We start from the raw sequence: 25,259 nt of genomic DNA, 5'->3' as shown, positions 1-25,259 counted from the left end.
TGGGTTCAACCTAAAGTCGTAGGACTAACAGTATCGCACTTTAAAGCCATCCAATTCTTGCATACAATAATGAGCTCTTATCCCAATACGACACATGCATGCCTGAATTACCTGAAGTTGAAACAACTAAAACCAGCTTAGTTCCCTTAATCGATCAGAAAGTGATGTATGTCCAAGTCCGTGAATCTCGCTTACGTTGGCCAATTCCAGAAGATATTCAGCAACTTCAAGGTCAAAAACTCATTGGTTTAACTCGTCGTTCCAAATATATTTTGGCTGAGTTCGAACGTCATACAATGCTCTGGCATTTAGGGATGTCAGGCAGCTTTAGAATTTGTGATGAGTCAGATGAAATGAGAAAGCACGATCACCTCATTATTCAATTTGAAGATATGCAATTGCGCTATCATGATCCACGCCGATTTGGCTGCATTATTTGGCTGAATGAACAAAGCCAAAGCAAACTTATTGATACTTTAGGTCCTGAGCCCTTAAGTGATGAATTTAATGCTGAATATTTGTTTGAAAAATTAAAAAATAAAAATGTCGGCACAAAAGTTGCAATCATGGATAACCATATCGTCGTTGGTGTAGGAAATATCTATGCAACTGAAAGCTTATTTAATTTGGGTATTCACCCTGCCCAACCTGCGTCAAGCTTATCAAAGCTACAAGTTCAAAATTTGGTGATTGAAATTAAACGAATCCTAAAGCAAGCAATTGATTTGGGTGGGTCAACTTTACGAGATTATAGCAATGCGATGGGTGAAAATGGCTATTTTCAACAAACTTTGTTGGCATATGGTCGCGCAGGTGAAATGTGTATCAACTGTGAAACGACTTTGGAAAATCTAAAACTTGGACAAAGAGCCAGTGTTTTTTGCCCCCAATGCCAACCACTTAAGCGAACCAAAGATACGACTAAAAAGACACGAGGAAAAAGTAAATGAAAACTGCAATCGTTCGACATATTCTCGTCAAAGACAAAGATCTTGCAGAGCAGCTCAAGAAGAAGATCCATGATGGCGCTGATTTTGCCAAAATTGCGAAACAACATTCAACGTGTAATTCAGCTAAACGTGGTGGTGAACTGGGTGAAGTGAAAAAAGGACAGCTTGTTCCTGTGATTGATAAATTGGTGTTTACTGCAGCTGAACATATCCTACATGGACCTGTAAAAAGTCAATTTGGTTTTCATTTGGTTGAAATTAAATTTCGTATGGATTTTTAGTTTAAAGATTTACATTCTTGGTATGAAGTTGAAATGATATCGCCTTGTCTGGCAATTCCCGTACTTTTACCTTGCTCAAAACTCATCCATGCTGTAGTAAGGGGCTGACTTGGTTGATTGATATATCCATATAATCCTTTACCTTGCCCTTGAATAATACAGATTGGCTGGTTTATAAATAACTTCTGAGTATTGCCACTTAGAATTTGAACTGTTTGCTCTATAACTGTTTCGGAATCATCATTTCGCTCTAATGACTTTGAAATGTCTTCCGCAGACTTTACTGTCAAATGCAAAGGTTGATCAAACACAAGTGCTTTAAAGCGTTTAGGCAATGCTTGATAAGATGGTGATGGTTCTTCATCACCTTTATAATGATGATAATCCTGAATATGACAATGAATCTTCTTAAATTGCGAACGCGCACTTCCCATTGTTTGTGACCATGACATTGAACTGGCTACATCCTCAATATCTTTAATTAGAAATGCACTTTGAGAGTTTCGCAAATAAATAAAGTTTTCAAAATCTGCACTTTGGTTTGCCAAGGGGTCTGACTTAGTCATTTTTTCCGTTTTTAAAATGATTTGGTCATTTCGTTTTATATATTGACCTGTTTGCGATTCAATATTTGAAACTTTATCCATAGAAGAATACTTGACATCATCAAAGCTTAATATTTCAAATCTGTTGTTTTTAATTCCAATAAAGGTATATAAACCAAATGCGTAGTGACTAAAATAAACTCCTTGAACCTGATCATTAGAATCATATTGTTCACACATCAAGGTTACTTGAGGGCGTATTTCTGGGCTGAACTGCTTAATAAAATTTTCATCAACTTTAACATGGGCTTGGCATCCATAGATTAGAAAACTCGCCAAAAAAATAAAAATCTGAGCTATTCTCATGAATTTAAACTCTTTTATATATTTGAATCACCTTGTTCAGGTTTAAACTCATGGACAAACTTCGCATAATCATCAATATACGTCCTAAACATCTCTGCTCTGGTCGTAAAGTAAAAAATTTCATTGCCATTTCTGACAATATTTTCAGGCGATTTACCATTGCAGTAACCTCCTGCCGAATTAACGGCTGATTCCAGCATTTTAAAACTTTGTTCAGCTGTCGCTTCATCTTTAAAACTAAACACCAACAAGACAAAATCTGGACGATACTGTTGATCATCACCTAATTTTTCTTTACTGACGGCTTTATATGAACGAATTCCTTCGCCTTTTACTTGTATGACTTTGTTGAGCGTACAATCATTTTCCGACCATGATGATCCACTGTCTTTTTCAATAAATTCAAAATTAGCCTTTAACAACCGTGTTTCCAAAGCAAGTAACAGTGCTTCATTTTCATCTGTTGAATCTGTTTCAATGGTGGCATACGTGGTCTGTTCATTCGGCATATCACTAAACGTCAAACCACTTGCAGCTTGCGCTTGATCTGCACGTTCAGCCTGAGCCTTTTCTACCGCCTGTTGTTCTTTTGGATGCTCAGAACAAGCGGATAAAGCCATGAGTGTGATCACTATCCCTATGCTTTTTTTTACCATAGCCATCATCCTTTTTATGTTCTCGCATAAAAAACGGTACTTAATCGTACCGTTTCAATTCGTTTCTTTACAATCATTTTATATTTCTAAAACCATTTAAAAATATATAATCCTGCAACTTCAAACCAATTTATTAGGCTTGCGGACGTTTCTTCAATTCATCACGAATTTCACGGAGTAATTCAATATCTTCAGGTGTTGCAGCAGGCGCAGCTTCAGCAGGTTTACGGATTTTATTAAGGAATTTAACCAACAGAAATACAACCCAAGCCAAAATCAGGAAGTTTAAGAAGATCGTGATGAAGTTACCATAGGTTAAAACATTCACACCTGCTTTTTGTAAAGCATCTAATGAAGTTAAATTATTCGGGTTGTCCCCCAATACAATAAATTTTTGTGTGAAATCTACACCGCCCCCTGTGATTACAGAGATCAATGGCATGATCACGTCTTTGACCAATGAGTCAATAATTTTACCAAATGCCCCACCGATGATGACACCAATTGCCATATCCATCATGTTGCCTTTAATGGCGAACTCTCTGAATTCTGAAAGAATACTCATATTTTAACTCCAAGCCAATTTTAGGTATTTTTTATGTGACGAAGTATACATTATGTTTCCATGTACATTTCCGCTTAATTTACTCGTTTTTTGTTAAAAACCAAAAGCCTTTTACATTTATATAAAAAAACCGCAATTTATTAAAAAATTGCGGTTTTTTTTCTAGAAATGAAATTATTCCTAGTTAAAACACTTAGCCACGAGAAGCACGTTTACGTTCATTTTCAGTTAAGAATTTTTTACGAATACGAACAGATTTAGGTGTAACTTCAACTAATTCGTCATCTTCAATAAATTCTAATGCTTGTTCAAGCGTGAATTTAATAGCAGGTGTCAACGTTAATGCTTCATCTGTACCAGATGCACGCATGTTAGTTAACTGTTTCGCTTTAGTTGGGTTCACAGTCATGTCGTCTGAACGAGAGTTCATACCTACGATCATACCCTCATACACTTCTAACTGTGGTTCAGCAAACAGACGACCACGGTCTTGTAAAGTGAACAATGCAAACGCTAAGCAAGTACCGTTAACCATAGAGATCAACACACCATTTTGACGTTTCGCAACTGCACCCTGTTTCGCAGGACCATAATGCGAGAAGCTTGAAGTCATGATACCAGTACCAGAAGTAATGGTTAAGAATTCAGAACGGAAACCAATCAAACCACGAGATGGAACAGTTGCTTCAATACGGATACGACCTTTGCCGTCAACTTCCATATTGGTCAACTCACCTTTACGGTTACCCATTTGCTCCATAACAGAACCTTGATGCTGTTCTTCAACATCAAATGTTACGTTCTCGTATGGCTCTTGCATTTCGCCATCAACTTCTTTCATGATCACTTGCGGACGAGAAACACCCATCTCGAAGCCTTCACGACGCATTGTTTCAATCAATACTGAAAGATGAAGTTCACCACGACCAGATACTTTAAAACGGTCTGGGCTGTCAGTATCTTCTACACGTAAAGCAACGTTATGAATCAACTCACGATCCAAACGTTCACGGATATTACGTGAAGTTACAAATTTACCTTCTTTACCCGCAAACGGTGAGTTGTTTACTTGGAAAGTCATCGAAACTGTAGGTTCATCTACAGACAATGCAGGTAAAGCTTCAACATTTTTAGGATCACAGATCGTGTCAGAAATGTTTAATGCATCTAAACCAGTGATACATACGATATCACCTGCTTGAGCTGAATCTACATCTACACGCTCAAGACCATGGTAACCCATAATTTTTAAGATACGACCATTACGTGTCTTGCCATCTTTATCGATCACAGTCACTGGTGTATTGGTTTTTACTGAACCACGTTGAATACGACCCACACCGATTACACCCACAAAACTATTATAGTCAAGTGAAGAAATCTGCATTTGGAATGGACCATCAACATCAACTGAAGGTGGTTCAACAATATCTACGATTGTTTCGAACAACGGGGTCATATCTTCAGCAAGTTCTTCTGGAGATGGACCAGCAACACCACGAAGACCAGAAGCATAAACAACTGGGAAATCTAACTGTTCGTCGCTACCGCCTAAGTTATCAAACAAATCGAATACTTGATCGATCACCCAGTCTGGACGAGCGCTTGGCTTGTCTACTTTGTTGATGATCACGATTGGCTTCAAACCACGCGCAAACGCTTTTTGAGTTACAAAGCGAGTTTGAGGCATTGGACCTTCTTGTGAATCAACCAAAAGAAGTACACAGTCAACCATAGACATTACACGTTCAACTTCACCACCGAAGTCAGCATGTCCCGGGGTGTCAACGATGTTAATGCGGTATTCAGTGTTTGTACGTTTGTCTAACCATTTGATTGCAGTGTTTTTTGCAAGAATGGTAATACCACGTTCAGACTCAAGCGCATTCGAATCCATAACACGCTCAATCTCACCCGCGCGGTCACCGAGTGCACCTGATTGTTGTAAAAGTTTATCTACTAGAGTCGTTTTACCATGGTCGACGTGCGCGATGATGGCAATATTACGGAGAGTTTTAATATCAGACATGTAAATTCGATACGCTTTAAATTTGAGGGCAAATTATACAGAAAAAAGATAACTTTTAGTAGTGACAGTTTATTGACAGTTACAAGTTTTTTTCACAACTGCTGGCTTTTTATTTTGTAATAGTGTGTAAAGCGATTAGAATAGCGCCATCTCGCAGCTTCCTCTTTCTGTACCATGTCTGATTCTCATACCTCTTCCGATCAAAAACAGGGTCAAATCGATCTTATTTATGGTTTAAATGATCGTCCAAAACCACTTATCGCATTTTTTGCTGCTTTACAACACTTATTGGCGATTATCGTTCCAATTGTGACCCCGGGTTTACTCATTTGTTTAGCACTAGGCGTATCGCCTCAAGACACCAACATGATTTTATCGATGTCTTTGGTGATTTCAGGGGTAGCTACTTTTTTACAATGCAAAAAAATTGGACCTTTTGGTGCAGGTTTATTGATCGTACAGGGTACAAGCTTTAACTTTATTGGACCAATGATTGGGATTGGTTCTGCAATGGTAGCAGCGGGTACTCCAGTTGAAGCAGTCATGGCTTCTATTTTTGGTGTGGTGATCGCAGGTTCATTTATCGAAATGGGTGTATCACGCATTTTACCTTGGGTGAAAAAACTCATTACACCATTGGTGACAGGAATCGTGGTATTGCTGATTGGATTGACCTTAATTAAAGAAGGTCTTATCAGTATGGGGGGTGGCTATCAAGCAATGGACACCCACACTTTTGCAAGCAAAGATAATCTGATTATGTCATGTACAGTATTGGCGATTATCATCTTGCTCAATCGATTTAAAGTGGTTTGGATTAAGAGTTCTGCAATTTTAATCGCCTTAGTGATTGGATATATTCTTGCAGGCTTTATGGGCTATTTAAATTTTTCAGGCTTAAAAGATGCCCCATTAATTCAAATCCCAACACCTATGCACTTTGGAATTAGTTTCTCTTGGAGTTTGTTTATTCCAATGGCATTCATCTACCTCGTGACCTCTCTAGAAGCAATTGGTGATGTGACTGCGACCTCAAAAATCTCAAACCAACCTGTTGATGGTCCTGTTTGGATGGAGCGAATCAAAGGTGGTGTATTGGTCAATGGTGCAAACTCATTTCTTGCAGGGCTGTTCAATACCTTTCCAAGTTCTGTTTTTGCCCAAAATAATGGTGTGATTCAATTGACAGGTGTTGCGAGTCGATTTGTCGGTATTTGGATTGCGATCATGCTCATCATTCTTGGATTATTTCCAGCTGTTGCTGGAATCATCCAAGCTGTGCCTCAAGCCGTTCTTGGTGGTGCAGTCATGGTGATGTTTGGTGCTGTAGCAGCATCGGGAATTAACATTTTATCTGGAATTCAACTTGACCGTCGTGCATTGTTGATTATTGCAATTTCACTTGCACTTGGCTTAGGTGTTGCCCAAGTTCCTCAAATTTTAGAACATTTACCAGAATTACCACGCAATATCTTTAGTTCTGGTGTTGCGACAGGCGGACTAGCTGCCTTAATTTTAAATTTAGTTTTGCCTGAAACTAAAAAATAACGAATCAATTCTTTATAATGCCCAGCCTAGACTGGGCATTATTGTTCAATTTTAATGATGGATGGTGAATATGGAGCCAAGAAGTGAAGTTGTCATTCGACAGCATGACTATCTCTCTGGACGTGTTTTATTGGTCAATGCACCAACGGATGATCTACTTTCAAATTTAGCTCATGACATCGAGGCAAGTGTTTGGACTTGGAATTACAATGAGTTCCAATATTTCCAAAACCAACAAGCCAACGTGCATTTTGGAACAGACATGGCAGAGGCTGATTTTGATCAAGCTATTGTTTTTGTCCCAAAATCCAAAGAATTACTCAATTATGTTCTGCATCAGTTGGTTGCTCGTTTAGCAATCGGCGCTTCAATCTTTTTGGTTGGAGAAAAGAAAGGCGGTGTTGAACGTGCTGCAAAACAATTATTGCCTTATGGTCAAGCCATAAAATTAGACAGCGCACGTCATTGCCAAATGTGGCAATTGACGACTGATAAAACCGTGACTCCGAAACCGCTCGCACAATGGGCGCAAGAATACAATGTCAGCACGCCTTCAGGTGATCTTCGCATTTGTGCCCTACCTGGTGTATTTAGTCAAAATCGATTAGATATTGGAACTGCTGTACTATTGCCTTATTTGAAACAAGTCACTTCAGGAAAAATTGCTGACTTTGGATGTGGTGCGGGGGTCATCAGCGCATTTCTCTCAAAACTCAATCCTAAAAATCGTATTTTTGCTTTAGATGTTGATGCTTTTGCTTTAGCTTCAACACAAATGACGTTTGAAAAGAATCATCTACCTTTAGAACAACTCGAAATAAAAGCAGTGACTGGAATTGAGGATGCGCCATTGTTTTTACATGCCATCGTCAGCAATCCACCGTTTCACCAAGGTATTCAAACCGACTACAATGCCAGTGAAACATTATGTAAAACTGCAAGACGACATTTAAAATCAGGCGGTGAATTATGGATTGTGGCAAACCGCTTCCTAAATTACCCATTACTCATTGAGCAGAGCTTTGGTCAATGCATTACAAAAGCCGATCAACAAGGCTTTAAAGTGCTATTCGCCAATACTCAAAAAAGCAGTAAGGAATAACGATGAGCGAAACAGATCATCCACAACTCCAGCGTAAGCTTGGAGCACGACATTTAAACATGATCGCGATTGGCGGTTCTATCGGTACAGGATTATTTCTTGCTTCTGGTCAAACCATTGCCACAGCAGGTCCAGGTGGAGCACTACTTGCCTATGTACTGATTGGTATTATGATTTATTTCTTAATGACCAGTTTGGGTGAATTGGCAACTCACAACCCAACTTCAGGTGCATTTTTTACCTATGGTAATAAATATGTAGAAGAAGGCTTTGGATTCGCTCTGGGTTGGAACTATTGGTATAACTGGGCAATTACTGTTGCTTTTGAGCTGGTTGCAGTTCAGTTCATTATGAAGTTTTGGTTTCCCGATATTCCTGGATTCTGGTGGAGTGCAATCTTTCTCGCCATTATCTTCTTTATCAATGCATTAACCGTCAAAGGCTTTGGTGAAAGTGAATTCTTATTCTCCTTGGTCAAAGTCATTGCCATCCTGTTCTTTATTGTGATTGGCTTATTCATGATTGGCAAAATCATGTTAGATCCAACAGATTCAATTACAAAGAATTGGACCATTGGTGATGCACCTTTCGTGGGTGGATTCCAAGCCTTGGTCGGTGTTGCCATGATTGCAGGATTCTCATTTCAGGGAACTGAAATGGTAGGCGTTGCTGCGGGTGAATCTAAAGATCCAAAGAAAACCATTCCGATTGCAATCAAACAGATCTTCTGGCGAATTCTGTTATTCTATATTTTATGTATTTTTATCATCGGTACCTTGGTGGCATATACAGATCCAAATCTTGCTCTTGCTGCTGAAGGCGACGGTAATATTACCCTTTCACCATTTACCTTATTGTACGAAAAAGCAGGATTAGCTTTTGCAGCAGGCTTAATGAATGCGGTGATTTTAACTGCCATTATGTCTGCGGGTAATTCGGGCATGTATTCATCAACACGTATGTTATTTGATATGGCTCGTGAAGGAAAAGCACCACGAATTTTCGCTAAACTCGATCTGCGTGGCGTGCCAATGAATGCACTCTATGCCACGACTGCAATTGCAGCACTGTGTTTCTTGACCACCTTTATTGGTGAAAGTGTGGTATTTACGTGGCTGTTAAATATGTCAGGAATGTGTGGTTTTATCGTGTGGTTAGGTATTGCAGTCTCGCATTATCGCTTCCGTAAAGGCTATTTGGCACAAGGTCACAAACTGGAAGATTTAGCGTATCGAGCAAAATTCTTCCCATTTGGTCCTTGGTTTGCATTTATTCTCTGTGCCATTATTATTCTTGGACAAAATTCAGAGGCTATTCTTGCAGGAAAATGGATGAGCGTGCTGTCCACTTATATCAGTATTCCGCTGTTCCTTGTGATTTGGCTTGGTTATAAATGGAAGCATAAAACTAAATTTGTACCTTATGACAAAATGGATGTCAGTCCAATTTCAGTGGAAAAAGAATAAATTAGAATATTTAGATAAAGCAGCTTTCGAGCTGCTTTATTATTTTTTTTAGCTTGAACGCCCCTGTTTAATCTAAAAAAATTGGCGGGATGGATTGACAAAGTTTTTTTTATTTATAGAATAGCGCCCATTGGGTAATATCCAAACAGAATTTTGGTCTTTGATTTTCGAATCAAAAAATAAACAGGAGTACGACATGCAACAACTTGAGAAAACATTGAATTAAGATTAAGTCGTCGTCTACTCACGGACACTGATTTAATCAAAGTGTCCGAATGTCAGTTTCAAACCTAGCATTCGCTAGGTTTTTTATTGCCTATTGAATCCGAGTCATGGATGGGTAATATTTATTTAAAACTTTCGGACAATAAAAATAATTTGCTTAGAGAATGAAAAAATGGGCATACAAATGATTTTGAACGCCAAAGCAGAATATGGCGTTCCTGTAAAAATTTATACTACGGATGTAGATGAAGAAAGCCTGACACAGCTACGAAAGATGTCACAGCTGCAATTTATTCACTCGCATATTGCAGTCATGCCTGATGTACATTTAGGTAAAGGGGCTACAGTAGGTAGTGTGATTCCGACTAAAAATGCCATCATTCCTGCTGCTGTGGGTGTGGATATTGGTTGTGGAATGAATGCTTTAAGATTAAGTCTAAAAGCTGCTCAACTTCCCTACAACTTGAGTAGTTTACGTAACGCAATTGAAAGAAAAGTTCCTGTTGGATTTGAAATACACAAGCAAATTAAAGCCAAAGCATCAACACTTTCTCCTTTAGATAAAAAACTAAAGTTAATTACTGACAAGCATCCAGCATTAAAACGTATGTTACGCAGTTTTGATGTCACTTGGCAGAAACAACTTGGAACTTTAGGAGGCGGAAACCACTTTATTGAACTTTGCCTTGATGAAAATGATGATGTTTGGGTCATGCTACATTCGGGTAGTCGTGGTTTAGGCAATGTGATTGGTACGTATTTTATTGAACGTGCCAAAAAAGAAGCGCAAAACCGTTTTGGTCATGTACCCGATAAGGATTTGAGCTATTTTGCAGAAGGTTCAAGCAACTTTGATGATTATGTTGAAGCTGTTGAATGGGCACAAGAATATGCTTTTGAAAATCGACGTGAAATGATGCGTTTAATTTTGGAAGCCATTCGCCCATTATTACCCAGCTTTCAGATGACCAAAGAAGCGATTAATTGCCATCATAATTATGTGCAAAAAGAACTTCACTTTGGTGAAGAAGTCTTTGTTACCCGCAAAGGTGCAATTCGTGCAGGGCTTGATGAATACGGAATTATTCCGGGGTCAATGGGCGCGCAATCCTTTATTGTAAAAGGCAAAGGCAATCCAGATTCATTCTGTTCATGTTCACACGGTGCAGGACGGAAAATGAGTCGAACGAAAGCTAAACACATGTTCAATCAGCAAGATCTAATCGCACAAACTGCTGGCGTTGAGTGTCGTAAAGACAAAGGCGTAGTAGATGAAATCCCTAGTGCCTATAAAGATATTCATCAAGTTATGGCAAATCAAAGCGATTTGATTGAAGTGGTGCATACCCTTAAACAAGTATTGTGTATTAAAGGCTAAGTCTTAATTGTAGTTAAGCACTTCCTCTTTGTGAGTTTCGATTTGCAAAGAGGAAATCGAACGCAAAGTTAACTGTATCGGAGCTTAGGACAATATTCACGAATGACGATGACCTGTTGGCAAATACCTTCAGCCCGGCATTGTTGTTCAAAAATATTTTTTTGCATTGGATCAAAGCTATCATAAAAACATATTTCTTGATCATCAATTGAATACACCAAGGAGTGATTACCAATCCCTTCTAAGGTGTCATAATAGACAACTATGGCATAACCCTGTTCAATGTTGGTTTGAATATCTTGATAAGTTAAGGGTTGTTCAATAGCCAAACCTAGGCGATTTGCCTCTGTGTAATGCTCAATTTCTTTGAAGTGGATATTGGGATCTTCTGCTGTATGAAATACAACATCAAAACCTAATTTTTTAAGCCCAACTGCCAAGCCGATGGTAAATGTTCCATCTTCAGAATCATGCTTGCAAAGCTGAACAAGCGTTTGAATATCAACTTGGATAGCACAATTTTGCATCAGCATCCAGACCGCAAAAATACCACCATTAGCCTCTAAATCCAGTAATTCATCAGGAAGTTGTAGACTCATTCACAATCCAAACACTTAAAAAATCTGAGTAAATCATTATAACGTGTATAGAAAAAAATTGAGTTCTATTGTGAATTTACTTAATTTTTAAAATAACAGTGACCCGTCTATTTTTTGCTTTGCCTTCCGCAGTTTTATTATCTGCGATAGGCTTTGTTGGGCCCAAACCAAGAGTAATCAATTGATCAGGATTAACCTTATATTCACTCACTAAATAATCTTTGACGATATTTGCACGTGTCAATGAGACTTTATTATTGGCAGCCAATGAGCCTGAACTGTCTGTATGTCCTTCGATATTAAGCACAAAATTTTTATTGGTTTGCAATAACTGTGCAGCAACTGATAAAGCTGGGCGATATTGCGGATCGATTTCAGTCGATTTCGGCTGAAAATATATAGAAAGCCCATGTTTCAAAGACTTTACTTCGTTTGGATATTGTTTTTGGATGGAAACAGTATTGCTATTTATGGGCGTAGACGTGCAAGCAGTTAAACTCAACAACATCAATCCTAGAATCACGTATTTCATGACTAACCTATAATTATTGATTTTTGCTTCAGTTTTATTTAGATATTGATCAATTATATGTATTTCCAATAAAAAAGCGACTCAATTGAGTCGCCTTTTTTTAACTAAATAATTAATTATTTAGTTACAGTACGGCTACCAGTGATCGTCGCGAATACACGACGGTTCATAGCACGACCTTCTTTAGTTTTGTTGTCAGCAATCGGTTGATCCCAAGCGAAACCTTGAGTAGACAAACGAGATGCATCAATGTTGTACTCGCTTACAAGCGCTGATTTAACAGAGTTAGCACGAGCTAAAGATAAACGTTCGTTTAACTTACGTGGACCAGTGTTATCTGTGTGACCTTCAATACGAGCAGTCGCATTCGGGAATGTATTCAACGCATCAGCTACTTTAGCAACTTCTGGTTTATACTGATCTTTGATGTTTGATTTGTTTGTATCAAAGAACACACGAAGTTCCATGTTCAAATCTTCAGTAAGAACTTGTGGAGCTGGTTCTACTGGAGTTGGAGCAACTGGAACCACTGGAGCAACTTCTACTACAGGAGCAGCAGGTTTCAAGTGACCACCAAGAACTACGTTAAGACCTGCAAGAGCAGTATAGTTCCAGAATTTTTCGTCAAAGTTATAAGTACCACGAGCTTCAGTACGAAGAGATAAAGCATCGTTTAAGCGCCAGAAAGCACCAACACCCGCGTTACCTAAAGTACCTTCTTCGTTGTTGTGGTAAGACATGTCATCAAGTTTGTACTTGTAATGACCAGCACCTAACAATACGTATGGCTTGATTTTGCTGTCATAGTTTTTAGTGATCAAATCAGAAGTAGCATAGAAGTTACCGTTGATTTGAGTTTGCTTGTATTCAGAACCAGGAACGCCAGTACCGTCAAGATCACCTTTAACTTGGTTATATTCAGCTTCGAAACCTAACCATGGAGTAAGTTCAACACCAAGAGCAGCACCAACGAATAAATCGTCTTGTAACTCAGGACCGTTAGTTAACTCACCTTTGTCACCACCGTTGTTGTGTTGAGAGTCTTGGAAAGTGTAACCAAGCATTAATGGTGTAACAGTTACACCAGCATTAGCAGCAGCGAGTGGAGCAGCAACAAGCATAGCAAGTGCGATACGACTCAATTTCATGGATATCCTCCAGAGATAACAATTGTTGTTCAAGCCTAGCCTAAAATTTATTGGCTACCCTGAGATAAATTTTAATACCCCAGTATTATTTTTAAGCTACTCACGTTGAATCATACAAACACTTGAGGCTTTTTCCAAGTGCTTGATAACTTTAATCAAGTAAATTATTGACAAAATTACTTACAATTTCCGTTGTAATTCGGTAACTTTCTACTCAATTTTTTTTCGTGAATCGCTTATCTTTTTACTACCTGTATTTTAGCAGTAAAAGAAAGTGATAGTAATAAATATTTTACTACAAAAGCGTTTCAATAAGATTTAATAGACAAGTCATTATTTTTCAAATAAAAAACAATACTTAACAGAAGATTAAAACATGTATTTTTATTGTAAAGAACAAGGTTTTTCTTTGTTTGAGCTTATAAGCATAATTGTTATCGTTGCAATAATTTGCCTAATCAGTTTGCCTTTTTATCATGATTGGATGCAAAAGCAAGAATTTCGATCGATTCATCCCATGATTCAACAGCATGTTTCTTATGCAAGAAGTCAGGCATTGGCACGACGAACAACAGTTGTCATATGTTCGTCGGAAAGCTTGGTCCAATGTGAAAAAAACACATGGCATAAAGGCATAATTATTTTTACAGATCGTAATAAAAATAAGCAGATTGATGATGGCGAGCTCATACTCCTTAAAACTGAAAAAAATATTAAATATGGAACCTTGACTTGGATTGGGAGTGCCAGTAGTCGTGATGTCTTGACCCTTCAAGGTGATACCGGACTACCACGTGGTTCACCAGGCAGTTTTTACTATTGTGGGCATCATGATACTGACAACAATACCCGCTATAAAATCGGACGAATGGCGACTTTAAATAAGGAGCCTACTGAAAAATGTTAAAAACTGTTCTCTAGCGTCTACATATATTGCATATTCAGCATTTATTCTTGCGCTGTTTTTTATATACTGCTTAAGTTTTGGATATATTTAACAAGAATCATGTGGAGATCAGAACAATGACTGACATCGTAATTGTCAATGGTGCACGTACTGCAATGGGTGGTTTTCAAGGTAGTCTAGCCAATGTCACTGCGCCTGAATTAGGTGCTGTAACCATTAAAGAAGCAATTGCGCGCGCTGGTTTACAACCCAATGATGTAGAAGAAGTCATTATGGGTTGTGTACTCCCTGCTGGTTTGAAACAAGGTCCTGCTCGTCAAGCGATGCGTAAAGCTGGCTTACCTGATTCAACAGGTGCAGTCACAATCAATAAACTATGTGGTTCAGGCATGAAAGCTGTTATGCAAGCCGCTGATGCGATTAAAGCAGGTTCTGCCGAGATCATTGTTGCTGGTGGTATGGAGTCGATGACCAACGCACCATATCTACTGCCGAAAGCCCGTGGTGGATATCGTATGGGACATGGTGAAGTCAAAGACCATATGTTCTTTGATGGACTGGAAGATGCTGAAACTGGTCGCTTAATGGGATCTTTTGCACAGGATATGGCGAATAGCAAAGGTTATAGCCGTCAACAAATGGATGACTTTGCCATTCGTTCTTTACAACGTGCTCAAAAAGCCATTACTGAAGGTTGGTTTAAAGACGAAATCGTACCTGTGACTGTTTCAGGTCGTAAAGGTGATGTGGTTATTGATCAAGATGAACAACCGTTTAATGCCAATATTGAAAAAATTCCAACCTTACGTCCAGCATTTGCTAAAGATGGAACCATCACGGCTGCAAATGCCAGCTCAATTTCGGATGGTGCATCTGCTTTAGTTTTAACCTCTACAGATGTTGCAAAGGCAAAAGGTCTGCAACCTTTAGCAAAAATTGTGGCTTATGCTTCAAACTCTCAACATCCATCTGAATTTACCATTGCCCCTGTAGGTGCAATCCAAAAAGTTTTAAATAAAACAGGCTGGAATGCTCAAGATGTCGATTTATGGGAAATCAATGAAGCCTTCGCTATGGTCACCATGTGTCCAATCGATGAATTCAAATTAGATGCAGAAAAAGTCAACATCAATGGTGGTGCCTGTGCATTAGGACATCCTGTAGGCTCAACAGGCTCACGTATTATCTTGACGTTGATCCATGCATTAAAACGTACAGGTGGCAAAAAAGGAATTGCAGCATTGTGTATTGGTGGTGGTGAAGCAACCGCTGTGGCGATTGAAATTCTTTAAGCTTTTTCTCATAGATTAAAACTCACTGAAATAAAAAGGCATCACCATTATGGTTGATGCCTTTTTATTTCATCTTATTTCATCGTCATTCGATAAAAAAACAAAATCCACCCCACGCCTCTGTTAAAAGGCTCAAGCCTATATGTTACCAATCAATATGATTCACTTCATATCAATAGAATATCTTTGCTTTTTTTCATCAGCCAATCTTGCCTAACATTGCGATCGTGAGGCGACATGAATGTCTTCATGTTGAGCGGGAGTATATGAGCAAAAACAAGGCTCTATTTTGTTTACAGTGCAAGAAGACCGTTAAAAAAAATGGTTGAGTAAAGTAACGCTTCTCCTGCGCAAATCGATTAAAACTTTTCTCAAAATATAAGACTGTAAATGCGCCTTGTTTATACCATGTAAATTTTCAAGAATGCTATGATTTATACCGCTCTTTGTTCAAGATGACATTGTTTCATATATAAAAATAAAGGCAGCCCGACTGATGCCCCACCCATCAGTGAAGCAATGACAGGAACCCATAATCTATTCATTTTCAGTTGTTGACCATCCTGTATCACCATAACGACAATCACCACAACAGTGACAATGACATCTAGCCATGCAAATGCTGCGATTGGATTATCAATAATTTGCTGAAAAAACAGGGTTAAGTTTAATCCATGTTGATTTAACCACAGGATAAATTGTGAGAATGGAAGGATGATTCCAAGGAGAGTCAATAGCGCGTATATTCTTTTCATGATTATTCCTTTCTAATTAAATTGACCTTATTTTCAAAAGATTTAAATATAACCTGAGTTCGATAAAAATCCTTGATGAAAGATGATACATCCAAACCGCCTGATTATTCATACAAGTGATTTGGATGATTCATTTATTTTGTACTTTTCAATCATAGATGGTCTTGCTATCGTGAGGCGACATGGATGTCGCCATGTTGAGCGGGGGTATGAGGATGTACCCCTCGCTCAACGAAAGATTTTTGTCACTTTTCATCTCTGAAAAGTGAGGCATCCCTACGCAAAACAATTTAAACTTTAGAAGTAAAGCGTGGCAGTGCAAGCTTTAGATCATCAAACAATCTATTGATCGCCTTCATTTTATTGATCAAGAGAAATGAAACGCTATTGATGGTTGCGCTTGCCGAGCTCCGCTCCTCATTCTAAAATTGGATGAAAAGGTAGCAAGAATCCATAGAGATTTATTATTTTTCAATGAGTTGAAGATTTAATTACATCGAACTCAGGTTAAATATAAATAAATATCAAAAATATACCACGCATTGATCAAAAATCTCTAATCAGCTTTTTTGTCTTAGTAAAAAGTATTTAATATTGAGATAAATCTAAACATTGAAGAAACATATACGGGGCTTCTATTACTGGGCACTATCTTAGCGATTTGATTGAAACGCTAAAATAAAGTATCTCGTGATAAGCTTGAACTTGGTATATTTATTTCTAAGTCACACTTGAAGATTCAGAATAAATAAAATTTAGCCACACACTAAGATTTCAATAACTCGCCATGAACCATCCACAGACTTAATTAAGACTCTAAACGCTTTGGTTCAGGAATAGGGGCAATATAGGCGATGAGTAACATCACAAAACCTGCTCCCAAGAACGATATGACTCGGGTCAGTGTACCGATATGAGATAAATCAAGCAAAACCAGCTTCAAGGTCACAATGACCAGAATGCTGCCACCTAAAATCCATACAGGACGTAATTGTTTACGGCTGGCAAAACTCATACTAATCAACGCCAGGCTCACCCAAAGTAAGGTCAAACTTAATTGTGCCGTCGCATCTTGCCATAAATCTAATTGATTATAAGGTGTAGCAAAATACACATGTAGCGCACGCAGAACCATATAACTACTTAACCAAAGTAGACTTAAAACCGACAAAACAGCCAGAATACCTTGGTCTGTACCCTGTTGTAGAGCCAGCTTCTGTTGCAAGTTGAGCATCCATAAAAAGCCCATTAACATTGCAATACTCACCAAATCAAATGGATTCAAGATTGGCAATAAATAGCCTTGAAAAGCCTGTTGAGAAAATAATTGCGAACAGATGATCCATATCAGCATCAGCGCCAAACTGGTTCGTGTTTGCCAAAAAAATTTCCAATCCGCACTTTTCTGAATAAAGCACCACCCACAAAACAATAAAGGTAATATCACGACACTAATATAAGGTGTAGAAGGAATTAAAGTTAAGCTAGCTAAGCTTAAACTGATTAAAACGCCTAAACTTCCCCACTCTTCCATAAAGCGTAGCGCATGAAAAGGTCTTAACCATAGTGTGGTCAATATCAATCCTGCTAATGTCATTCCCCATCGATCAATGTCAGTTTGCCAAACCAATACACCATTTTGACTTATATCCAATAAAAGAATCAGTGCAAAAACATAAATAGGAATAATACCAATCCACTTGGGGATCAACCATGTTGATAATGCTTTTAACTTGAGCATCAATTCATTCATCAACAGATAAGTAGCGCTGAGTATCAGCAATGTGTATATGTAGTGATAAGCACCATTAAAATAGTCAAGCAGTAGAATAAGCAACATCGACGTTGCTGCAATCATCAATAAACTCAGAAATAAGGTAGACAGCGCATTCAGTTGCTGTCGAAATGCCTCACGACTATTTCCCAATAACACTGCAAAAATATAACTAATACATAAATACCAGTACATTGTGGTTGGGAAGCTTGGCAGTTTAAATAAATAATACAGGCTTGTTGCCCCTGCAACGACCATCAATGCCATCGCCAAATAACGGCTAATTGCTGATTGTCGATATAACGCATACCCCCATATACATAACCCTTCGAGTACCCATCCGACTACACTCCATTGTCCATGTAATAAAATAGGTGGAATCAAAGCCATAAAGATCAAGGCAAGAATAAAATAACTCTGTGAAATCAATTGAATCGACTGATTACGTTTTGAAAATTGATAAATTCCTGCGAAAAGCGCAGCAAAAGCTAAACTAAAACTCGCCAATAACATGCTTTGATGAAAAAAAGCAAATATAAAAAAAGATAGCTGACAATCGGAGCACCAAAAATCAAGGCAATATCTAAACTCGGTTTAAGCTTAAATTGTTCAACATCTTGTTTGGCAATTAGTTGGCTAAAACGGAAACCTAACCAAATAAAAACAGCTGTATGCGCAAAAATTAAAAGGGTAAGTGTCTGTTTGTCTTGTAAATCACCATGACCAATTGCATAGACACTCCCAACGATTGCTGTAACCAAGAAACCGATTTGATTCAGATATTTCCACGGTCTCAAAGTGCTCATTATCGCAATTGCAATATTAATCAGCAAATAATAGGTTAAAAGCTCAACGACAGTGGCGTCGCGTACGGGTAAGGTAAAGGGTGCAATGTAGGCAATTGACATTGCCATAAGTGCCAATTCAACACTTTGCTGCTTTAAGCTTAAGCTGAGTGTAATTAGCATAATCATAACAAAGCAAAGGCTTGCCAGATAAATATTAGGAATTACATGGGTATAATATGCAAAAAATAAGGTGAGAGATAATCCAGCAAGCCCCAATCCCTCCAGTGCCAATGCAAAACTACGATTTTTACTTTGCAGACTCAGACCAAGTGTGGTGATTGCGATACTCGATAAAGCAACCAATGTGAGTTTAATTACGAGACTCAATTGCCAATGCTCTGTTGCAAAACGCAGTAACAGTATAATCCCAATGACCAACACCAATATGGCAACTTTCAGTACAGGATTCCCCTTAAAAATCCAATCTTGAATTTGTGAAATCAAACTCGTTGCGGAATCTCGTGGCACTTCTTCAGATTGCGTTGAAGGAATTGAGAATGAAGCAGTTGATCGATTCGCAGAATATTCAAGCGACTGAATTTGTATCTGAACTTGTGTGAGATAACGTTCTAGACGCCTCAACCATCTAAGAAAAAAGAAAATCCATGCCGTTAAACCTAGTCCCACCATCCAACTCAAATGCAGGGTTAATCCGACAACAGCAATGATAGAAGAAATATAGAGCGGGACTTTTGAGGTACTATGTAACGGTAAATGCATGCTTTGGGCGATATCTAACATCGGATTTTGAATCGCATCGACATAGTGCATTACACTCATGACAAAAGCTAAACCACAGAGATAAGTCAATACGTGTGCATCTAAAAACCATGCACTCACCGCAATAATAATGAGCATCATTAACCAGATAATGCGAATTTCACTCTGCCCTTTCAGCATATTTTTACTTTCTTCATCCTCAATATATTGATCATACAACAGCATTCCAACATGATTCTGTTAATTCATCAGATATTCAGTAACACAAGCACGATGGTTGCCACTACGCAACAGAGAAAAATCACGTACAATAAAGCGGTAATTTGAATTAGGAAAATATCAATGCCACCATTTGTATTGGTCGATGGGTCATACTTTTTATTTCGTGCCTTTCATGCACTCCCACCTCTAACAACATCAACGGGATTACAGACCAATGCGATTCGTGGAGCAATCTCGGCAATACAAAAGCTTATGCGTCGTGTACAACCAACCCATATGGCTGTTATTTTCGACACACCTGAACCGACTTTTCGTCATCAGCTTTCACCGATTTATAAAGGTGATCGCCCAAGTATGCCTGAAGAATTATCCCAACAAATTCCTTATTTACATGCGTTAATTCGCGCCTTAGGGATTCCACTTCACACCCTTCCAGGTGCTGAAGCTGATGACATTATCGGTACCTTAGCCAAACGTGCTGAAAAAGAAGGTTATCAAGTTTTAATCTCAACTGGCGATAAAGACATGGCGCAGTTGGTGACAGATAAAGTGACATTGGAAGACAGTTTCAAAGACAAACCAATGGATGTTGATGGTGTCATTGAAAAATTTGGAGTACGTCCGGATCAGATTATTGATTATCTAACCTTAATGGGAGACGCATCAGATGGTATTCGTGGAGTTCCTGGGGTAGGTGCAAAAACTGCCGCCAAGCTTTTAAATGAATATGGTTCAATCGATGGCATTTTAAAAAATGTGGACAATATCAAGGGTAAAGTTGGACAAAGTCTAAAAGACAATGTTGATGGGATTACTCTTGATCATCAACTTGCCAGCATCATCATTGACCTTGATTTAAACATCAGCTATGAAGACTTAAAACTTTGCGATCCTGATGTTGAAGCATTGCGCAACTTATATACAGAGCTTGAGTTCCGTAACCAATTACAGTCTTTAGATCATCCCAACAACCCCAATAGTTCAACCTATAAACAAACTGCACAAAGTGCCATCAAAACTGAACAAGCTGTTGAAAGTGAAATCACCGATCAAGCCACAAGTTCAAGTGTCGATGACCGTTTAGGTGAAGCAACGTATCATACTGTATTAAGTCAAGATGTTTGGGACAAAGTATTCCAGCGTTTAAGTACGGCAAAACGCTTTGCAATTGATACAGAAACCACAAGTTTGGATTATCGTGTTGCTGAAATGGTAGGTTTCTCGCTTGCATTCGATGCACATGATGCCTATTACATCCCTTTAGCACATGATTATGAAGGTGCGCCAGAGCAACTCAATCGCGAAACAATCATTCAACAAATTAAACCTATTTTAGAAGATCCAAATATTGAAAAAATTGGGCATCATTTAAAATATGATGCACATATTTTTGAAAACCATGGGATTCATCTACAAGGTTGGTTCTTTGACACCATGTTGGCATCTTATGTGTTGAACTCAGTAGCAACTCGTCATGGTATGGATGATGTTGCTCGAGTTTATCTGAGTCATTTAACGACAACCTTTGAACAGGTTGCGGGTAAAGGGGCGAAGCAAAAAACCTTTAATCAAATTGATATTGAAACAGCTGGTCATTACGCAGCAGAAGATGCGCATGTCACTTATCGCCTTTATGAAGTATTAGAACGAAAACTCAAAGAAATCCCTGAGCTCAGCGGAATTTTACACAATATTGAAATGCCTGTTGCCAGCGTTCTGACCAGTATGGAAGAAAATGGCATTGAGCTAGATTTAAAATTTTTGGATCAACTCAGTGTTGATTTCGCCAATACAATTCAAAACCTTGAAAATCAAATTATTGAGATCGCTGGTGAATCTTTTAATGTCGGCTCACCAAAGCAAGTGGGTGAAGTCTTATTTGAAAAACTGGGTTTAAAAGGGGGCAAGAAAACAGCAACAGGACAATACAGTACCTCTGAAGCTGTCTTGGAAAAAATTGATCATCCAATAACCCAACTGATCATTGAGTATCGTGGTTTAACCAAATTGCGAAGTACTTATACTGAGGCTTTGGTCAAACAAGCGAATAATGATACCCACCGAGTACATACGAGCTATCATCAAGCGCTAACTGCAACTGGTCGTTTATCTTCAACAGATCCGAACTTACAAAATATTCCAATACGTGAAGAGATTGGGCGACAAATTCGTAAAGCATTTATTGCCCCCAAAGGTCGTGTGTTACTCGCTGCCGATTATTCTCAAATTGAATTACGTTTAATGGCACATTTTTCGCAAGATGAGGCTTTAGTCGATGCCTTTAAAAATGGGCAAGATGTACACCGCCGCACAGCATCTGAAGTATTGGGCGTTGCTCTTGAAAATGTGACTTCTGACCAACGTCGTCAAGCGAAAGCCGTGAACTTTGGCTTATTGTATGGGATGTCTGAGTTTGGCTTGATTCGTCAATTGGGCTTTACCCGTGAAGAATCACAAAACTATATCAAACAATATTTCCACCGTTATCCAGGCATTTATGAGTATATGCAACGTACTCGTCAGGTCGCTTTGGAGCAAGGTTTTGTTGAAACCATTACAGGTCGTCGTTTATATACACCAGATATTGATGCACGGAATATGATGGTGCGCAAAGGTGCTGAACGTGCTGCAATTAATGCGCCATTGCAAGGCTCAGCAGCAGAAATCATCAAAATGGCAATGATTGAAGTTGATAAAATCCTACCTAAAGATCAAGCAAAACTTCTTTTACAGGTTCACGATGAATTGGTGTTTGAAGTCGATGAAGCTGTTGCCGATCAAGTGGCTGAACAGATTAAAGATGTCATGCAAAAAGTTGTGACTTTATCTGTACCTTTGGAGGTTGAGGTTGGTCAAGGCAAGAACTGGGGAGAAGCACATTAAGCCCAACCTTTAATCTGCTTTCTTTTTAAGGGAGCGTAGATTAAAACATATCCTTCGCATCACAAGATTAAGATGGAAGTCAAATCAAAACACTTCTATCTTAATTGCGTGGACTATTTTTAGAATCAATTATTTGGGCTTTTGTTGTTGATCAACTTATCCTAGACAGAGTCAACTTGATCTTCAGTACATAGCTTTGTTGATCCGCCTTTACAGTAAATCTGTATTTTTCAACTCTTCGCATAAAGGTTGATAAAGATGAGGTTTTGCTAGATGAATGAGATTTAATATTTTAGATTGATTTTCAAATATATTCTGTCAAATAAAAATGCCCCACAAATGGAGCATTTTTATTTATAAAAAATTAGATTTTAATCTATCAAAGCCAAGAATACTTAACCGATCACAATTTGCTGATTAATCATATCCATTAAATCTATTTTACTCTTACCTTCAATAATTAATATATCCGCCCATTCATGCTGAGTATTTAAACTACCATCACGATCTACTTTGAGTACGGCATTACCGCGACCATCATCTTCAATTTTGATAAATTCTCCAATATTACTTTTATCTGAAAGTAAGCCATCAAAGAAATCAGAACTGAATTCAATTTTATCGTTTGATTGGTAATCCACCCAAACATCAGTACCATTGCCGCCAGTAGCATCAGCATTGACAAGCACATCATACATGATGGTGTCATTACCACGACCTGTAGAAATAATATCATTGCCAGAACCGCCATAAATAATATCATTACCTGCACCTGCAATAATAATGTCATCACCGGCACCTCCATAGATCGTATCATTCCCACCCTTAGTGACTGGGTCATTCGCATCAGCTTCAACAAATTTCTTAAAATTTTCTTTCACAAAATCATAAATTTGCTGTTGGGTTGGTTCTGCTCCACTTGTGACTTCTGCTTTTAAATACGCAATCAGTGTTGAATAACCTGAATATTGTGGATGCATCAAAGGATCTCTACCTGACCATGTAATCCAGTTGGTATTCATCGCGTCACCAAACAAGATATCATCACCTGCACCACCTTTAATGGTATCGCTGCCTACATCAGCAGGTACAAAGTTTTCTGAACCGCCGATCAAATATGCAATGAGTTTATCCGCATCAGCAATTGCTTTCGCTTCTCCATGATTTGAACCACTCCAAGCACCAGGTAGCTTGTTTCCATTCGCATCTGTATTGTCGTAGCGTGACACAGTTGCATCACTTACAGCACTACTCACACCAACAGCAAAGACTTTACTTTGATCAGCCAATGGACGGAAGGCGCTATCTAGTGTGTTTTGCGAACTATTTGGCTCACCATCCGTAATATAATATGTTTGATTTTCAAAGTTAGCATCAGACACATCATTGAACCAATTTACGGCTTTATTAAAACCTATTTCAGGATAAGTTCCGCCTCCTGCTTGAAGTCCATCATTTTTTCCAGTTCCAATATCCGCAAAGATTTGATCAATATTGTCTACGCTTACATTGGTATAGATTTTATTGACGGTGTTTCCAAGACTATTATTTGCTGAAAAAGATGCGATTTGTAAATTAATCGTACCGTCATGATCAACCATCTGTTGAATAAAGGCTTTTAAACCTTTCTTGGCAATTTCAAGACGCGTTTCGCCTTCTGGAACATTCGCGCCATTTCTAATCGTTCCTGCCATATTAAATAGCATACTTCCTGACAAGTCTAAAACGATGGATACGTTATAGTTCTTTCCTGCCACAAAGTTTGTTTTTAAACCACCCGTATCTCCTGCGATTAGATCATCACCTGATGTACCAATGATGGAGTTATCGCCATTTGTCACACCTGTTGACTGATCATTTTTGATCACTGGATCAACTGTTTCTACGTCATGATCTTGAATCGTATTTCCATTACGATCATTGGTTTTTGCAACAACATCTACTGTAGAACCTTGCGTACCTGTTGCAATACCATCTGCTGGCGTTAACTCATAAACATAATGACCATTTGAATCTGTTTGAACCGTTCTATCAACTTCAACTTGTTCTCCATTTTCATCATAGCCCTTGATAGTAATCACCACATCGGTATTCGGTGCAACATCCTTGGTGGTTCCAGTGATTTTACCCGCTGTATTGATCTCAACCGTGATCTCAGCTGTGACCAAGTCTAAGCCAGTATCGTCAGGCGTACTTGGATCGTTGTCGTTATCGCCTTGACCTGCAAGATGATCGCTTGCTGGTCCAACACCTTGACCGTTGCGATCTGTAGTCGTGGCTTCAACAGTGACACTTGAACCATCTACGATGCCATCAGCGACCGTAAGTTCTGTCTGGTAGTTGCCATCCGCATCGGTCTTCACTGTCTTGTGAATCACGACATCTTTGCCTGCTGCATCTTTACCGGTGATGGTAATCATCACATCGCTATTCGGTGCAACATCTGTGGTGGTTCCAGTGATTTTACC

At 38.6% G+C, this 25,259-nt stretch carries 18 protein-coding genes and 1 pseudogene; 9 read left to right on the top strand and 10 right to left on the bottom strand.

Annotated elements, in window-relative coordinates; genetic code table 11:
- Window positions 1-98: 98 nt before the first annotated feature.
- Both mutM and ACINWC743_RS13745 read left to right on the top strand, forming a co-directional pair.
- A complete protein-coding gene (gene mutM, locus ACINWC743_RS13750; protein ID WP_009585979.1) occupies window positions 99-950 on the top strand; it encodes a bifunctional DNA-formamidopyrimidine glycosylase/DNA-(apurinic or apyrimidinic site) lyase in 852 nt (283 codons plus the stop codon).
- Complete coding sequence (locus ACINWC743_RS13745) at window positions 947-1,231, top strand: peptidylprolyl isomerase (RefSeq protein WP_005033515.1); 285 nt, start codon at window positions 947-949, stop codon at window positions 1,229-1,231. Before mutM ends, ACINWC743_RS13745 begins: the two co-directional genes overlap by 4 nt.
- Here ACINWC743_RS13745 and ACINWC743_RS13740 read toward each other — a convergent pair.
- From ACINWC743_RS13740 to typA, 4 genes are all read right to left on the bottom strand, one after another.
- The gene (locus ACINWC743_RS13740) at window positions 1,228-2,142 is read right to left on the bottom strand and encodes a hypothetical protein (RefSeq protein ID WP_009585929.1); all 915 of its coding nucleotides are present in this window, start codon (window positions 2,140-2,142) and stop codon (window positions 1,228-1,230) included. The two genes, ACINWC743_RS13745 and ACINWC743_RS13740, sit on opposite strands and share 4 nt — an antisense overlap.
- A gap of 14 nt (window positions 2,143-2,156) precedes the next feature.
- Window positions 2,157-2,798, bottom strand: coding sequence for a hypothetical protein (locus ACINWC743_RS13735; protein WP_009585871.1), 642 nt, complete (start codon window positions 2,796-2,798; stop codon window positions 2,157-2,159).
- Window positions 2,799-2,931: 133 nt separating this feature from the next.
- Window positions 2,932-3,363, bottom strand: a complete 432-nt coding sequence (mscL, locus tag ACINWC743_RS13730; RefSeq protein WP_004829921.1) for a large conductance mechanosensitive channel protein MscL — start codon at window positions 3,361-3,363, stop codon at window positions 2,932-2,934.
- Window positions 3,364-3,556: 193 nt separating this feature from the next.
- Entirely contained in the window at window positions 3,557-5,392 is a 1,836-nt protein-coding gene (gene typA / locus ACINWC743_RS13725) for a translational GTPase TypA (protein WP_004829923.1), read from the bottom strand.
- A gap of 174 nt (window positions 5,393-5,566) precedes the next feature.
- On the opposite strand from typA, the gene ACINWC743_RS13720 reads away from it, so the two are divergent.
- From ACINWC743_RS13720 to ACINWC743_RS13705, 4 genes are all read left to right on the top strand, one after another.
- Window positions 5,567-6,940, top strand: a complete 1,374-nt coding sequence (locus tag ACINWC743_RS13720) for a uracil-xanthine permease family protein (RefSeq protein ID WP_004829925.1) — start codon at window positions 5,567-5,569, stop codon at window positions 6,938-6,940.
- A 70-nt stretch (window positions 6,941-7,010) separates the two neighbouring features.
- The gene (locus ACINWC743_RS13715; protein WP_004829927.1) at window positions 7,011-8,042 is read left to right on the top strand and encodes a class I SAM-dependent methyltransferase; all 1,032 of its coding nucleotides are present in this window, start codon (window positions 7,011-7,013) and stop codon (window positions 8,040-8,042) included.
- 2 nt (window positions 8,043-8,044) lie between these two features.
- Window positions 8,045-9,508: an amino acid permease gene (locus ACINWC743_RS13710; protein WP_004829930.1), complete on the top strand. Its 1,464-nt coding sequence runs from the start codon at window positions 8,045-8,047 to the stop codon at window positions 9,506-9,508.
- Between the two features lie 397 nt (window positions 9,509-9,905).
- Window positions 9,906-11,111: an RtcB family protein gene (locus ACINWC743_RS13705; RefSeq protein WP_009585917.1), complete on the top strand. Its 1,206-nt coding sequence runs from the start codon at window positions 9,906-9,908 to the stop codon at window positions 11,109-11,111.
- 68 nt (window positions 11,112-11,179) lie between these two features.
- Here the strand turns inward: ACINWC743_RS13705 and ACINWC743_RS13700 are convergent, their stop codons facing one another.
- The 3 genes from ACINWC743_RS13700 to omp38 all read right to left on the bottom strand — a co-directional run bounded on the left by ACINWC743_RS13700 (window position 11,180) and on the right by omp38 (window position 13,390).
- Window positions 11,180-11,710: a hypothetical protein gene (locus tag ACINWC743_RS13700; protein WP_009585932.1), complete on the bottom strand. Its 531-nt coding sequence runs from the start codon at window positions 11,708-11,710 to the stop codon at window positions 11,180-11,182.
- Between the two features lie 76 nt (window positions 11,711-11,786).
- Window positions 11,787-12,242, bottom strand: a complete 456-nt coding sequence (locus ACINWC743_RS13695; RefSeq protein ID WP_009585935.1) for an OmpA family protein — start codon at window positions 12,240-12,242, stop codon at window positions 11,787-11,789.
- 116 nt (window positions 12,243-12,358) lie between these two features.
- On the bottom strand, window positions 12,359-13,390 hold the full coding sequence (gene omp38, locus ACINWC743_RS13690) for an outer membrane protein Omp38 (RefSeq protein ID WP_009585983.1): 1,032 nt from the start codon (window positions 13,388-13,390) through the stop codon (window positions 12,359-12,361).
- A 484-nt stretch (window positions 13,391-13,874) separates the two neighbouring features.
- Between omp38 and ACINWC743_RS13685 the strand changes: the two genes are divergently transcribed.
- Together ACINWC743_RS13685 and ACINWC743_RS13680 are read left to right on the top strand one after the other, a co-directional pair.
- Complete coding sequence (locus ACINWC743_RS13685) at window positions 13,875-14,297, top strand: GspH/FimT family protein (protein ID WP_009585928.1); 423 nt, start codon at window positions 13,875-13,877, stop codon at window positions 14,295-14,297.
- A gap of 116 nt (window positions 14,298-14,413) precedes the next feature.
- Window positions 14,414-15,589 carry a thiolase family protein gene (locus tag ACINWC743_RS13680; protein ID WP_009585894.1) on the top strand — a complete coding sequence of 392 codons (1,176 nt, stop codon included), beginning with the start codon at window positions 14,414-14,416 and terminating at the stop codon, window positions 15,587-15,589.
- Window positions 15,590-16,023: 434 nt separating this feature from the next.
- Here ACINWC743_RS13680 and ACINWC743_RS13675 read toward each other — a convergent pair whose 3' ends face one another.
- Complete coding sequence (locus ACINWC743_RS13675; RefSeq protein ID WP_005033541.1) at window positions 16,024-16,344, bottom strand: DUF2834 domain-containing protein; 321 nt, start codon at window positions 16,342-16,344, stop codon at window positions 16,024-16,026.
- A gap of 808 nt (window positions 16,345-17,152) precedes the next feature.
- Window positions 17,153-19,866: pseudogene (locus ACINWC743_RS13670) on the bottom strand (DUF2339 domain-containing protein).
- Between the two features lie 162 nt (window positions 19,867-20,028).
- Between ACINWC743_RS13670 and polA the strand changes: the two are divergent.
- Entirely contained in the window at window positions 20,029-22,791 is a 2,763-nt protein-coding gene (polA, locus tag ACINWC743_RS13665; RefSeq protein ID WP_009585914.1) for a DNA polymerase I, read from the top strand.
- A 395-nt stretch (window positions 22,792-23,186) separates the two neighbouring features.
- Here polA and ACINWC743_RS13660 read toward each other — a convergent pair.
- Window positions 23,187-25,259, bottom strand: a 2,073-nt coding sequence (locus ACINWC743_RS13660) for a type I secretion target GGXGXDXXX repeat protein (RefSeq protein WP_009585936.1), incomplete at its 5' end; no start/stop codon positions are given.

Source organism: Acinetobacter sp. WC-743, assembly GCF_000335555.1.
Taxonomy (GTDB): Bacteria; Pseudomonadota; Gammaproteobacteria; order Pseudomonadales; family Moraxellaceae; genus Acinetobacter; species Acinetobacter bereziniae.
The sequence above is the reverse complement of the archived record's forward strand: the minus strand, read 5'-3'. Positions and strand labels throughout refer to the sequence as shown.

Excerpts from the sequence above, each read along its gene's own strand:
- mutM (WP_009585979.1), top strand. The coding sequence starts at position 99 with ATGCCTGAATTACCTGAAGTTGAAACAACTAAAACCAGCTTAGTTCCC.
- ACINWC743_RS13745 (WP_005033515.1), top strand. The coding sequence starts at position 947 with ATGAAAACTGCAATCGTTCGACATATTCTCGTCAAAGACAAAGATCTT.
- ACINWC743_RS13740 (WP_009585929.1), bottom strand. The coding sequence starts at position 2,142 with ATGAGAATAGCTCAGATTTTTATTTTTTTGGCGAGTTTTCTAATCTAT.
- ACINWC743_RS13735 (WP_009585871.1), bottom strand. The coding sequence starts at position 2,798 with ATGGTAAAAAAAAGCATAGGGATAGTGATCACACTCATGGCTTTATCC.
- mscL (WP_004829921.1), bottom strand. The coding sequence starts at position 3,363 with ATGAGTATTCTTTCAGAATTCAGAGAGTTCGCCATTAAAGGCAACATG.
- typA (WP_004829923.1), bottom strand. The coding sequence starts at position 5,392 with ATGTCTGATATTAAAACTCTCCGTAATATTGCCATCATCGCGCACGTC.
- ACINWC743_RS13720 (WP_004829925.1), top strand. The coding sequence starts at position 5,567 with ATGTCTGATTCTCATACCTCTTCCGATCAAAAACAGGGTCAAATCGAT.
- ACINWC743_RS13715 (WP_004829927.1), top strand. The coding sequence starts at position 7,011 with ATGGAGCCAAGAAGTGAAGTTGTCATTCGACAGCATGACTATCTCTCT.
- ACINWC743_RS13710 (WP_004829930.1), top strand. The coding sequence starts at position 8,045 with ATGAGCGAAACAGATCATCCACAACTCCAGCGTAAGCTTGGAGCACGA.
- ACINWC743_RS13705 (WP_009585917.1), top strand. The coding sequence starts at position 9,906 with ATGGGCATACAAATGATTTTGAACGCCAAAGCAGAATATGGCGTTCCT.
- ACINWC743_RS13700 (WP_009585932.1), bottom strand. The coding sequence starts at position 11,710 with ATGAGTCTACAACTTCCTGATGAATTACTGGATTTAGAGGCTAATGGT.
- ACINWC743_RS13695 (WP_009585935.1), bottom strand. The coding sequence starts at position 12,242 with ATGAAATACGTGATTCTAGGATTGATGTTGTTGAGTTTAACTGCTTGC.
- omp38 (WP_009585983.1), bottom strand. The coding sequence starts at position 13,390 with ATGAAATTGAGTCGTATCGCACTTGCTATGCTTGTTGCTGCTCCACTC.
- ACINWC743_RS13685 (WP_009585928.1), top strand. The coding sequence starts at position 13,875 with ATGCAAAAGCAAGAATTTCGATCGATTCATCCCATGATTCAACAGCAT.
- ACINWC743_RS13680 (WP_009585894.1), top strand. The coding sequence starts at position 14,414 with ATGACTGACATCGTAATTGTCAATGGTGCACGTACTGCAATGGGTGGT.
- ACINWC743_RS13675 (WP_005033541.1), bottom strand. The coding sequence starts at position 16,344 with ATGAAAAGAATATACGCGCTATTGACTCTCCTTGGAATCATCCTTCCA.
- polA (WP_009585914.1), top strand. The coding sequence starts at position 20,029 with ATGCCACCATTTGTATTGGTCGATGGGTCATACTTTTTATTTCGTGCC.